Source organism: Labrenzia sp. OB1 (genome assembly GCF_001624695.1).
Lineage (GTDB): Bacteria > Pseudomonadota > Alphaproteobacteria > Rhizobiales > Stappiaceae > Roseibium.
Genome location: NZ_JSEP01000001.1, coordinates 363936 through 376447 on the forward strand (window position 1 = coordinate 363936; position 12512 = coordinate 376447).

9 protein-coding genes are annotated in these 12512 nt (G+C 58.5%); 3 read left to right on the forward strand and 6 right to left on the reverse strand.

The genetic code is table 11. The features are described 5' to 3' along the window. Window positions 1-360 precede the first annotated feature (360 nt). The 5 genes from OA90_RS01630 to OA90_RS01650 all read right to left on the reverse strand — a co-directional run bounded on the left by OA90_RS01630 (window position 361) and on the right by OA90_RS01650 (window position 6744). Window positions 361-1557, reverse strand: a complete 1197-nt coding sequence (locus OA90_RS01630) for a substrate-binding domain-containing protein (RefSeq protein WP_068406097.1) — start codon at window positions 1555-1557, stop codon at window positions 361-363. A gap of 557 nt (window positions 1558-2114) precedes the next feature. Beyond that, window positions 2115-3215, reverse strand: coding sequence for a hypothetical protein (locus OA90_RS01635; protein WP_156510348.1), 1101 nt, complete (start codon window positions 3213-3215; stop codon window positions 2115-2117). A 38-nt stretch (window positions 3216-3253) separates the two neighbouring features. Next, window positions 3254-4816, reverse strand: coding sequence for a hypothetical protein (locus tag OA90_RS01640; RefSeq protein ID WP_068406104.1), 1563 nt, complete (start codon window positions 4814-4816; stop codon window positions 3254-3256). 117 nt (window positions 4817-4933) lie between these two features. Beyond that, window positions 4934-5161 carry a hypothetical protein gene (locus OA90_RS01645; RefSeq protein ID WP_068406107.1) on the reverse strand — a complete coding sequence of 76 codons (228 nt, stop codon included), beginning with the start codon at window positions 5159-5161 and terminating at the stop codon, window positions 4934-4936. Window positions 5162-5205: 44 nt separating this feature from the next. Then, window positions 5206-6744 (reverse strand): heme peroxidase family protein, encoded by a 1539-nt coding sequence (locus OA90_RS01650; protein ID WP_068406110.1) that lies wholly within the window; start codon window positions 6742-6744, stop codon window positions 5206-5208. A 310-nt stretch (window positions 6745-7054) separates the two neighbouring features. On the opposite strand from OA90_RS01650, the gene OA90_RS01655 reads away from it, so the two are divergent. The 3 genes from OA90_RS01655 to OA90_RS01665 all read left to right on the forward strand — a co-directional run bounded on the left by OA90_RS01655 (window position 7055) and on the right by OA90_RS01665 (window position 11230). Continuing rightward, window positions 7055-9037, forward strand: a complete 1983-nt coding sequence (locus OA90_RS01655; RefSeq protein WP_082836781.1) for a BTAD domain-containing putative transcriptional regulator — start codon at window positions 7055-7057, stop codon at window positions 9035-9037. Between the two features lie 153 nt (window positions 9038-9190). After that, window positions 9191-9877: a phosphatase PAP2 family protein gene (locus tag OA90_RS01660; RefSeq protein ID WP_199823557.1), complete on the forward strand. Its 687-nt coding sequence runs from the start codon at window positions 9191-9193 to the stop codon at window positions 9875-9877. A 48-nt stretch (window positions 9878-9925) separates the two neighbouring features. Then, window positions 9926-11230, forward strand: coding sequence for a S8 family serine peptidase (locus OA90_RS01665; protein ID WP_082836782.1), 1305 nt, complete (start codon window positions 9926-9928; stop codon window positions 11228-11230). Between the two features lie 210 nt (window positions 11231-11440). Here the strand turns inward: OA90_RS01665 and ugpC are convergent, their stop codons facing one another. Then, on the reverse strand, window positions 11441-12502 hold the full coding sequence (gene ugpC, locus OA90_RS01670) for a sn-glycerol-3-phosphate ABC transporter ATP-binding protein UgpC (protein ID WP_068406122.1): 1062 nt from the start codon (window positions 12500-12502) through the stop codon (window positions 11441-11443). Between the last annotated feature and the right edge of the window lie 10 nt (window positions 12503-12512).

The window sequence follows — 12512 nt, forward strand, 5'->3', positions numbered from 1 at the left end:
AAGTGGATACGGCAGTCCAGAAGGCCCAGGGGATTGTTCTCCTCTGCTGTCGCCCCGGACAAGCGAAGCGAAGATCCGGGGCCTGCTCGCGGTGCAGACCAATGAAAGAGTTGACATTGTCCTGTCGAGTTTCTTCAATCTGCTTGCTCTGTGGAAATGAGTGGGCCCCGGGTCTTACTCCGCTCGCCCGGGGTGACATCAGAGTCTGAGGCCACATCCCGCTCATTTGCGATAGCCCTGCCTTCCCGGGGAGAGGGAAGCGCAAGTAGCCCCCACTCTCCATCCGGTCGGCCGGAAGACGCTCAGCATTGCAGCGGCTTTCTTGCCAAATGCATTGGCCTCGCGTCGCCTGCCCCGAACTCAGTTGCGGACCGGAATATCCATGTCCTCGATCTTCAGTTCGCGCACCAGTTCCGGAATGCCCCATTCGACGTCCGGATCGACGCGGATCTTGAAGTGATACATGGACTGCAGGGCCTGATGGTCTTCGGCGCGGAATATCATCTTGCCCTTGGGGCTCTCGAATTCCATGCCCTCCATCGCCGCGATCAGGTCCTCGGTATCTGTCGAACCGGCCTTGCGGATCGCCTCCACGATGGCGATGCCCGAGGCCATGCCGCCTGCGGTGAAGAAATCAGGCCGGGTGTCGAACCGTTTCTGATGCTCGGACACCAGCCAGTCGTTCACCGGGTTTTTCGGGATCTCGTAATAATAGTAGGTCGCCCCTTCCATGCCCGGCAGGTCCTTGTAGGCCTTCATGGCCGCCAGGATGTTGCCGCCGGTGGCGATCTCCACACCGAAACGCTCCGGCTCCATCGCCTTGATCTTGCTGATCGGATTGCCGCCGCCCGCCCAGATCACGAACAGGAACTTGCGGCCCGGTTCGTCCTTCAGCGCATCGAAGATACGCTGCGCGTTGGCTGTGAAATCCTTGGTGTCCGTCGGCGCGTATTCCTCGAACACGAGCTTGGCGCCGGTGCCTTCCAGCGCTTCGCGGAAGGCGGCAACGCCGTCCCGTCCGAAGGCATAGTCCTGCGCCAGGGTTGCGATCGACACGCCTTCCTGACCAAGCGCCACCGCATTGGAGATGGCGTCCTGGGAAGAATTGCGCGAGGTCCGGAAGACAAAGCGATTCCAGTTCTCGCCGGTGATGCTGTCGGCCACCGCCGGCTCCACGATCAGCAGCTTCTCGTATTCCTCGGCAACCGGCAGCATGGCCAGCGCCACGCCGGAGGACACCGGCCCGACTGCGATGTCCACCTCGTCGTCGCCATAGGCTTCGGCCAATACCGCCTTGCCAATATCCGGCTTCAGCTGCGTGTCCTTTTCGATGACCACGATCTTGCGGCCATCCACTTCCATCGTCCCGTCGGTGGCATATTCCAGCCCCATCATCAACCCGGTATGCGACTGCTTGGCATAGGCCTCGAACGGCCCGGTCTTGCCGTAAACATGGGCGATTTTTATGTCCTCGGCCATGGCCGACGACACGCCGGTCGCCGCGATGCCGAGGCCCGCCAGGACCGGCACAGCCCAGCGAAGTACACGCTTCGTCATGAATTCTCCTCCCGTTACGCTTGGCACTGAGCAGTGTCGACCGCGCGAGCGGCCGCCGCAAGGCCAATCTTACCCGTGGCGCGAGATTATATGACACATGAATCACTATTCATGTCAAGCCGAGGACACTGGAAGCGGGAGGAAATTGCGAGTTGGGTCCACGCTCGAAGGTCCCGCCTTCCGGTCACTGCCTGCGAGACGGAACCAGTATTGCAATCGCGCCTTTCCACCGCCGACCCCTTGCAAATGCAGGGGCCCGGCAACCTCAGGACTTTGAAAGGAACAACAGCTCAAGGGTTGCGGAGCCCCGGATCTCCGCTTCGCTCTCATCCGCGACGGCGAGGAAAAGCCGGCAGAGCCAAGCCCGAAGCGCGTGCGACATCTGCCGGCCGGGACATAGTCAACACTCTTTGCGGCGCAACAGGACCCGGCAATCCGATGCGCATTGCCCGCTCCGCCAGCCGGCTTTAGACCGTCCATGTGCGGACGACCTGCCGAGGACGGCAACTATGCAAGACGGCGCCGTCAGATGCTTCGCGGCTTTGCACTCAAGCAAGTCAAAACTTCAGCTTGAAGCCGAGGGAGGCTATATTCTGGAAAACGGGGTTCTGCCTGCTGGTGCCGCGTGTGTACTGAAAGCCGAACGACACGCGTCGCGCCGGGTCCAGCAACACGTCCAGACCGGTCACCCACAGGACCGCATCTTCGCCGTCGACCGCATTCCAGTAACCGTTGACTCCGGAACTCAGGACGATCCCGTTCTCCCAGACAGTCCTGTCGACGTATTCAAAGCCCAGTTCGCCGCCGAACCAGGCATAGTCGCCCTTGCTCAAGGCGGTCTGCCCCGCGTCATCGACATGAAACGCGTCAAATATGCCCTTGGCGCGAAAGCTGAAGTCTATTTTGTCTTTCGCCCCGCGCGTCGAAGCATTGAGAAGGTATCTGGAGTTTTGCGGCACCGCCGTGACTTGAACGCCATAGCCGCCGGACCCCAGGCCCAGATCGCTCTGGTAGTAGCCGGCGGTGGATACGCCGAGCCGTTCCAACGCCCCGCCTCCGAACAGCCAGTCCACTTTGAGGCCGCCGCGAAGGTATCCGTCATCGTCCTTGTCCGTCTCGAACGCCCCCTCGCCTTCGGCAAAGGCGCTGACGGCGAGATCCACCAGGCTGAAACCTGTACGGCTGCCTTCGCGGCTCGGCTTGAAAGTTCTTGCTGGCAACAGCACCAGACCGATCCCACCATTTATGTCGACCGTCGCCGTGTCGGCTTTGCGGTCGTTGGTGATGTTGAATGCGGCTCCGTCGGATTTTGGTCGCAGCCCCTTGCACTCAGCCAACGGCAAGTCGATGATCGTCCGCCGGATGAAGAGGCGCTGTTCGAAGTCGCAGGACCCGCGCTCCAGATCGACGGAAAGCTCGCCGATTGGAACAAGTCCGCTGGCCGCGTAGACCTTTTCCTTTTCTTCGAGGAGTTCGTAGCGCGTCGCGTCCACTGCATTTGGCGACGTGCGCAATACTTCCTTGAACTCGACAAGTTCGCCGCCTGACAGGAACTGGTCACCGTTGCGGTCGAAGTCCTTTGGAGGCGTTTCCGCCACCGCCAGGCCGGGAGCCGTGGCAAGCACGGCCCCCATCAGAGTCTTCAGATACCTAAACATGTAACAACTCACAATGTATCAAGAGTTTCTTCTGGAAGTCAGTTCACCAATACCTTGATGATATCTTCGCAGATGTGAGCGAATGTCCAAGCTCCGTCGAAATCGGTCTCGAAGACCTTCGGCAACCCGATATCATCGAAAGCGGCCGACTGGTTGATGATCCTGGCCATGACCGCGGCTGCGTTTCCGGAAATGATGAACTTGTCAAGCCTGTCGCTGAGCCGGGCACCGGCGAAGTCCGGGTTGCTCTGTAGAGCTATCTGCAAACGTGGCCAGATGTCGGAAACGATGCCCAGGCTACGCTCCGCGCGATGCATGTAGGGGTCGAATTCGAGCTCCGGACCAAGCCTTCCGTCGACCAGCGGGCCAACGACCGATCTTGCATCGACAAGGGAACGCGCCCGTGCGGAGCGGGTCCGATCCCGAAGCCCGGGGCCGATGCCCCGCGGGTCAGCCACCCACGGCCACGGCCACGGCCATGGCAACGGCAGTCGATGCTCGGAGCCCGGGTCCGGGAAAACCGGCCAGTCCGGCAGGCGCAGGTCGCCGCCCCGCAGGACCGCCGCTTGAGCGGTGGGAGTGAGGCCGGCCCTCGAAACCTCGTGGTCGGACACCGCCGCTTCAAAGACATCGTCAAAGGTGGCTATGCGTGCGTTCAGCCGCTTGAGGACCGTGGTCAAGTAGCAGGCAATCGAATGTTCAAGCGCGGGATCCGAATTGCCTTCGCCCGCGAAATGCAGACCGACCGCATCGCCCGACCCTTCGCTCTGCCAGAACGAACCGCTGTCGCCACCTGACGAAAGCTCGACATCGCCCGGGTTTCCCGGTTGAATCGGGACGAGCTTGAAGCCCTTGATTTCACGCATTTCCTTGACGCCAGGCTGAACCTCGTACAGCAGCCGATAGAACCCCTCTCCATCGACCCGGGCGCGAGTGAAACCGGTGGTTCTGCCCGATTTGCACAGAATTTCTCCCAGCTCTGGATCTCTCGCTTTCCCGGTCACTGAGAAATTGCCGTATTGAAGCGGCAACCATGGCCGCACGCCGCCAATTTCCGCTATTGCCGCATCCCCGCCTGTTTCCAGCATCCAACGGCTCAGCATCGCCACCTCGTCGCGCACCGGTACGCCGCTGTCGATCTGGCCCGGCTGCACTATCGGGTCCCCCACCATGGCCCGCGGACCCGCAAGCACATGCCAGTTCGACAGGAGCGCCGGCCGGCCTGTCGCCTGGTCGATCACCACCGCACCGATGGTTCCGGTCCCCTCATTGACCCGACCGCAGGACAATCCACCCATCAGATAGGGGCTGCGGACCCGGTGATCGGCGGGAAGCGTCGTCAGATTGACGCGATAGGGACCCTGTATGACGTCGAGGTGAACGCCATCGATCTCTGCGGGGAAGACCTCTGCCGCCTCCAGTTCCGGAATCGGAATTTTCGCCGCGACGTGAATGCGGGCGCAGAGTCCCTCCGTGCGCTTGCCGCCGTCCCAGCGGTAACCCACGTCGAAGCCGGTCACGTTTCGCCGATGGCCAAAACGCCGTCTGGCCTCCATCATGGCGGCATCGCATTGCTCGCGTGATATCTTTCGGACTGCCATATTCCTATCCTCCCGATTTCGAAGACATGCAAACCGTCGATGTGCTGCCGCGGCTCGGGGCTCTTTCGCCCGAAGAACTGCCGCATGCATGTCGATGAATGCAGTCAACTCTGGTCTTCAGGTCTGTTTGAGGCTCGCGGTCTCCATGACGCCGTCCCGCGCACCTGGTGGAGTGAAGTACCCGAAGGCAAAGACAACCATTGTCGTAATCGCCGCCGAAACCGCCTCGGGGATCACCAGATCTGGGTTCGCCGTCTTAAGCATCCACAGGACGACGGTTATAAAAGCCGTCCCGATCGCGGTGGCGGATACTTTCCTTGCGGGAAAATTTGTTTGCATACGCATAGTCTTTCTCCTTCTCTTACTGAAAAATTTTCCGGAACTGGCTCTCAAGCGTTGCCGATTGGATTGACGTCCCCGATAAAACGCAGCATGTCAGCCATAGTGAAGTGACCGGGAACTTCAGAGGGGAGCTCCGGCCTCCAGTTTGACCGTTGCCACAGGAAGGAACGTTGATCGCCGTGAACAAGTCCCAGGAACGTCTCGGCAACAATCGTTGCGCCGACCGGACCCAGGCGACGACCTGCGTGAAGGACCTCCGCCTCTTTCAGGATGTAGAACCACAGCGGCGTTTTCCGGTGTAGCCCGTGGGCCTCGGCGGCATCTCCCGCGGCACCGGCAGCGACATCCGCAGGTGCCAGCGGCTCAATGCCCATCGCAAGCGCAACGTCTTGTCCCGAAGGCAAGCCGATTTGAACGCCGCGCCTCAGATTCCGGAACGCCAGAACGGCTTCTCTGTTCTGTTCTCCGGGCAGTTGCCGCAGCATCGGCGCAAGTTGAGGATCGAGCAGGCGCGTTGCGTTAGGCTGAGTGTTTTGATCCAGCTCGAAGAACCGTCGCCAATCGATGATCCAGTTCCCCGGGAGACGCTCGAGCTTTCCGCCGGGAACGCGAGGGTGCGCCTGAACATCCGGATCGTTTGCAAGATCACCGAGGATGGCGCCGGACTTGCCTGTGAAACCGAACAGAAAATCGAGCGTTGCCGGCGTCAAACCACCCTCTCTGAACACACGATTGAAATCGTAGGTCTCACGGACCATCGAGTGCCCGATCCGGTAGGCTGCGGCGGAAAACTCAGCAGGCATGTATGGCTTCGTCTTGAAACGATAAAAGCGCCTACCTTCATGCTTGATGCGCCGAACCAGACCGCGCTCCGTAAGGCGCTCGACCCAATCGAAGAGAACGATCCACTGGTAGTGCCACGTGACGATGCGCCTGGCCTCGTTGAATTGATCCACCCCTTCGAGCATCGGCTGGTTCTGCGAAACATATTCCACCACTGCATTGTGGAACTTCAGGAACGCCAGATGCGTCTGTGCGACGGCAAGATTCTCGTCGTTGCGCTCATCTCCGATAAGAGCCCGGCCCGCGCGATTGCGCGGCAAGTCGTTTGGCAGCGCATTCGGGATGTTGTCAGACGGGCTCGGAGACGTCTTGCCGATCAGAAACTGGTTGCTCGGCCCGTAGGGAGGCACAGCATTCCGATCGTAGATGTGCGGGCTGAGGCTCGGTCCGTCGGCGTAAAGAGAATCCAGATCAAGCGAAGGGGTACGGAAATTCTCCGTTGCCGTGGGATCCGACAATTGCTGCGACAGAGGCGTTGTGTCCAGCGTGATGTCGTGATCGACAAATTGCCCGAAATAGGTGTAACCGGCAGGTATCTGCGGGTTGTCACCGGCGTTCGACTGCGCCGGGTCGTCGACCATCGCTTGCGCAACTTCGAAGAGACTGTCGTCCGCCACAATCAACGGAGACAGACCCGGAAACATGCGCCCGAACTTGCCGGGATCGCCGTGCCCCGACAAAGTATCTAGAGTGTCGTTGGACAGACTTCTTATACTTTTTCCATGTGAACCAATATCGCTCATGGCTTTTACTTCCTTCTGATTTTTATATTTTCTTCAAATATGGAATTCGCCGTTACACGCCGATGCGGGAAACAGACGTTCGCCGCTGGAATGGGTGCCCCCTCTAGGCAAAACGAGCGTTTCGTCTGGTAGGCATGGCTATTGAACCCGCGCGGCTCAGAAGCAAGCTGGTCTCAGGACGCAAATTTAGCGTTAGCTGAACGTGAAAATTTCGATAGAATAATATAAAATGAAAATTCAACTGCCCATGAACTCAACCAAACGCATATAAACCACTAATACTTCAGCGTTTTTACTTGAAAGACATCTGATGATTGTGGACATTTCGCTTTTGACGAGACTTTCATTATCCTGCGGCGGAAGGGACATCACGCCGAACTCGTCAAAGTCCCGAGCGCTCATCGCAATGATAGCGCTTGCCCGAAACGGACAGGTTTCAAGATCAAGGCTCTCGGAGTTCCTGTGGAGTCCTCCACGGGATCCTCTGGGAAACCTTCGTCAACTCATCAGTTTCCTGAACGCGCATCTGACCGCAGAAAACGCAAATTTCCTCAAGGCGGACAGGAGGCACGTAGGGCTCGACTTTTGCCGCGTGAGGACCGACTTCCACGACCTGGAAGGGTTGGCAAGAGCCGACGACCTGCCGGGAGCCGACAAGATCCGGAACCTTGAAGTCGGGGAAATCCTGGGCGACCTCGACATCGGAGAGGCCGCGTTTGAAGAGTGGGCCGAAGAGCAAAGAAGTTATTTGCAGCGCAATACCTATCTTGCCTTGATGCACTTGCTGGAGAGAGCTGAAGACGCAACGAACGACGCTCTCATTGAAGCCATTTCAGATAAGCTTCTGAAAATCGAACCCGCGTCCGAGGAACCCCACAGGGCACTGATCAAGGTAGCTAACAGGCGCGGCGACAAGGGAATGGTCATTGCACGCTATAAAGCATGCGAGGAATCGTTGCGCCGACTGATCGATGCCGACACCTCGCTCGAAACCAGACAGTTGATGCAGGAAATTCGCTCCGACTGGGCGCTCGCGGCGCAGAAGCCGGCCGGAACGCCGCCGACCGTCCGCTCCGAACCGGACTTGCTCCATCCGAATGAACGATCCGATGTCGCGGCTGAAACCCAGGAGAAGACAGGCTCCCCGCTCCTGCGCGTGAACGTACGGCATGTCAACACTGGATCGACGGTCGATGCCCGCGTCGCCGGACTGATTGATGAATTGGTCTCCGAAGCCCTGGCGGACGCGGCGTGGCTATACAGCGTCGTGGACGACCCCGCAGACATGCTGGACGTTGACTACGAACTGGTTTGCAGCGTCTCGCCAACGGAAGAGACGATCCGAATTGGCTTGAGACTGCTGAAGCTACCTGCCCGAACCTTGACATGGATGCAGTTCGTCGAGACGCCCGCCGCAGATACCATTCGGGCAGCCAAGGAACTGGCAATAGTCGCGACGGCTGCCCTTGAGAGGGAAATCCTGATTTCGGAAACATCCTCCGCCTGGTCGTGCCCGCCTGAACAACTCAGCGCGCACGGACAGCAGATGCTGGCAATTCCGCTCCTCTTTCGCTTGACCCCCAAGGCCCTGAACGAAGCTGACTCGCTTTTGACCAGCGCCGCAGAACGATTGCCGCAGAACGGCACTCCGATGGCATGGAAGGCGATCGTCGGCTTCCTGAAGTTTGGCCAGGGGTTCACCAGCGACAGCCGTGCTTCCAGAGAAGAACTGCACTTCCTCACGCGAAGAGCACTGGAACTGTCACCCAAGAACGCGTTTGCAGTCACAGTCGCAGGTCATGTGGCGGCATTTGTCGAACATGAATACGACCTGGCATTTCAATTCTATGAGCGGGCGCAGCAGCTCAACCCGAGTTCCGCCTATTACTGGGCATTCAGTGCGCTGGCCCATTGTTACATTGGCAACACGCAAGAAGCGATCGATCGCCTGGAAAAATATCGCAGTCTGTGGCCGATCGACCCCTACCCGCATTTCTTCAACACGGCCCGCTGCATCGCGGCTTCAATGCACGGGGCTCATGAGATTGCAGTAAGCATTGCCAAGAAAACCATAGCCGAAAATCCGAATTTCAACGCAACATATCGCCCACTCATATCGAGTTTGGGTCACTTGAAAAGATATGACGAAGCGAAATACTTCATCGACGAATTGAAACCACGTCAACCAGGATTTTCTCTCGAATGGTTCAAGAAAAACTACCCGCCACTTAAGTCAGATCAACACGACAATTACATTAACGGATTTATAAAAGCAGGCCTGGAAAAGGATTAAGGGACCTGTCTCTCAGATTATTATTTAGCCGCTCACGCGGAATTCACGCTCGATTTACGACCACCTGCAAAAACGCCGTCGTTTTAGGGCGGGCACGAACGATCAACGCAGTCAAACGAGAAACGGGGGCGTCAAATGACTATGACTATGACAATGACCATGACGATGACCATGAACCAGTTTCCTAGCAGGAACTGGGATCCGGCTCTTAGGTTCAACCTTGAACTCATAAAGTTCATGGAGGGAGAAAAGGTGTTCGACAGTATCTCCATACCCGATGTCCCAACGCCGGAAGAAACCCGGGTGGAAATAGAAGAGCTCAAGAGGAAACAAGAAGTTCGTGAGGAAGATACACGCGCCGGCGAAGTCAGGCGTGCACGGATCATTGAACAAATCTCGCTTGTGCCGGATTTTCACCGCATCCTAATGTTCAATGCCCAATCGCATCCGCATACGAAGCAACTGATGCAGTCGGTGCAGCAATTGGGCACCATCGGATCAATGTATTTCAAGGACAAATTCAGGAGACCCCGTCCATCTCAACTTGAGCCCAAGTTACGGCCGCTGATTGATGTCCCGGGCCATCCTTCCTATCCCAGCGGCCACGCGACGCAAGCCTATCTAGTCGCACAGGCTTTGGCGACGGTGGTCGGCAATCCCGAAGCCGGCGAAGAACTCATTCGTGTGGCAGACGACGTTGCCGTGAACCGGGAATACGCTGGCGTTCATTATGCCAGCGATTCCGTTGCGGGCAAGCAGCTAGCCTACGCTCTCTTTCGGCGGGCGGAAGATTCAATGGTCGAAACAATCAAGAACGCCATACAAGAATGGCGGACGTAACGCTTCAAATACAAGCAACTCATCGCCTAGATAAAACTGGAGTGAGATATGTTGGACGTTAGATCACGCAATACCGACGTAGATTCAGAAAATATTCTGTGGCATCTGCAAGAAAACGGAATTACAAGACATCATCCCGAACAAAACAGACATCGGTCCATTTGCGGTCTGAACGCCTTAAAGGCACATAACGACGGCCATTTGGGCAAGGGTGTGACCGTGGCGATCATCGACAGCGGCGCCGATCGCGAACACCACAACCTGACCGACGCGATCAGCGCCAAGAGCGCCAGCTTCGAAGCCTACCATGACGGCCAGGGACAGACCGCAACCGACAAGAAGATATTCAACCGATTTGACGCCCATGGCTCCGCTCTTGCCGGCATCGTTGCGGGGCGACCGAACCACAGAGTATCCGCCGCAGATCTTGACAAGCTCACCCCGCAGGATCAGGCGCTCGTCAAGACCTACACCGGCGTCGCGCCCGCCGCCGAAGTGCTGGTTATCAGATTGTTCGTGAACTTTCAGCCGGAGCAATTCGAGTCCGCCTTGAACTATGCGGCAAAGCACGCGGACGTCTTGCTTCTGGCTCGAACCTTGCCGCAGGTCAGAAAGAAAAGAGCGACAGCCGCCCTGGCGGACGACCCCGATGCTCGAGCCTCAACAGACACGCTTGACGACAGCAGCTCGTTTTCTCGGATCGAGAGTTTGCTGACGAATATCGCAAAAGAAATGCCGGTCGTCTGTGCAGCCGGAAACGGTGGCTTCGACGAACTGTCTTTTCCGGCAAGCCTGTCGATGACAATTGCAGTGGGTGCGGTGAACGAGCTGGGGTGGCGCAGTACCTACAGTCAGTACGGATCGGGCCTGGATGTCGTTGCACCCTCATCCGATGCAGAATTGCTGAACAGAGACCAGAATCGCGTACGGCTGAGCAGAAAAACGGCAAAAGAACGCAGATTCACAGGCGATCCAAATTCAGAAAGGCTGGGATACTGGGGAATAGTCTCCACCGACAATCACGGTGAATGGGGGTATGTCGGCCTTGTTGGCGAGCCCGGCAATTTTACGCCCCAAAAGGGCGAGCTGCGTTTTGGCGGCACGTCCGCGGCCGCCGCGCAAGTCGCCGGTGTCGTGGCTTTGATGATCGGAGCTAACCCTGCGCTGCGGAACAGGCCGGCCAAAATCCGCGAGATACTGCGAAAGACGGCAACTTTCAAGGAACTGGATGATGCGCTGACTCGCGACAACCAGAACCGCCGAGACGCGAGCACTCAACCGAGCGCTGAATTCGGTTGGGGCCTCGTCGATGCAACTGACGCTGTCAAAGAAGCCGCCAGGAGCACCGACTGATGCCAACCGGCTGCCTCTTCGTTCCCGTGGAGCGGAGTTGCGGCTTGTCCCTTGAGGCGACGCTCGGGCAAAATCGGTAAAAACCGCGCGCCGATCCGGAATCCAACGGGTCAGCGTGAGCGCAGCGACACATTAGGGTACGGTCTCATAAAATTGTGCTTTCAGGAGTCAATCTTGTGAGTCCGCACCTCGAGGGAAGCCCATGCAAGACTACCTCAACCGACCCTCCGTTTCCGCATCGAAATACAACGCCGCCGCCGGATCGAAGCTGACGGCAACCGTGCCCTCGGACACAGGAGCCTCCTCGCCCTTCGTCTCGACGATCACCCGCTCCCCTGTCGGGCAGACGAGATAGGAATAGGCGACACCGCCGAGTTGTTCGCACAGGTCCACGCGGGCGCCGTCTGCGGCCGGGGTGATGTGGAGGTGCTGGGGGCGGAGTCCGACGAGGACTTTCTTGCCAGCGGCAGGCAGGGCGACGGAGACCGGGACGGTGACGCCACCGAAGGCGGCGACGGTGACCGTGCCATCACCCGCAACGCCCTCGACGAAATTCATGCTCGGCGAGCCGATAAATCCGGCGACGAAGCGGTTGTCCGGATCGGAATAGAGCTGCATCGGCGTGCCGACCTGCTCGATACGGCCGCTGCGCAGCACGACGATCTTGTCTGCCAGCGTCATCGCTTCGACCTGGTCGTGGGTGACGTAGATCATCGTCGCGCCGATTTCCTTGTGCAGGCGGGCGATCTCCACGCGCATGTCGACGCGCAGTTCCGCATCGAGGTTCGACAGCGGCTCGTCGAAGAGGAACACGTCCGGCCCGCGCACGATGGCCCGGCCGATGGCGACGCGCTGGCGCTGGCCGCCCGAGAGCGCCTTCGGCTTGCGCTTCAGATAAGGGTCGAGCTTCAGGATACGGCTGGCCTCGGCCACCTTGGCGGCGATCTCCGCTTTCGGATGACCATTCATCTTCAGGCCGAAGCCCATGTTTTCTTCCACGCTCATATGCGGGTAGAGCGCGTAGGTCTGGAACACCATGGCGATGCCGCGCTCGGCCGGGTCCATCCTCGTCACGTCGCGGCCGCCGATGTCGATGGTTCCCGAGGTGGTTTCCTCAAGCCCGGCGATCATGCGCAGAAGCGTCGACTTTCCGCAGCCTGACGGCCCCACAAAGACGCAGAACTCGCCGTCGTCTATCTGAAGATCGACACCGTGGACGACCTGCATGTCGCCGTATTTCTTGACCGCATTGTTCAGTGTGACACCGGACATGAATTTCAAC

Coding starts and splice junctions, on each gene's coding strand:
- OA90_RS01630 (WP_068406097.1), bottom strand. CDS start 1,557: ATGACGAAGCGTGTACTTCGCTGGGCTGTGCCGGTCCTGGCGGGCCTC.
- OA90_RS01635 (WP_156510348.1), bottom strand. CDS start 3,215: ATGTTTAGGTATCTGAAGACTCTGATGGGGGCCGTGCTTGCCACGGCT.
- OA90_RS01640 (WP_068406104.1), bottom strand. CDS start 4,816: ATGGCAGTCCGAAAGATATCACGCGAGCAATGCGATGCCGCCATGATG.
- OA90_RS01645 (WP_068406107.1), bottom strand. CDS start 5,161: ATGCGTATGCAAACAAATTTTCCCGCAAGGAAAGTATCCGCCACCGCG.
- OA90_RS01650 (WP_068406110.1), bottom strand. CDS start 6,744: ATGAGCGATATTGGTTCACATGGAAAAAGTATAAGAAGTCTGTCCAAC.
- OA90_RS01655 (WP_082836781.1), top strand. CDS start 7,055: ATGATTGTGGACATTTCGCTTTTGACGAGACTTTCATTATCCTGCGGC.
- OA90_RS01660 (WP_199823557.1), top strand. CDS start 9,191: ATGACCATGACGATGACCATGAACCAGTTTCCTAGCAGGAACTGGGAT.
- OA90_RS01665 (WP_082836782.1), top strand. CDS start 9,926: ATGTTGGACGTTAGATCACGCAATACCGACGTAGATTCAGAAAATATT.
- ugpC (WP_068406122.1), bottom strand. CDS start 12,502: ATGTCCGGTGTCACACTGAACAATGCGGTCAAGAAATACGGCGACATG.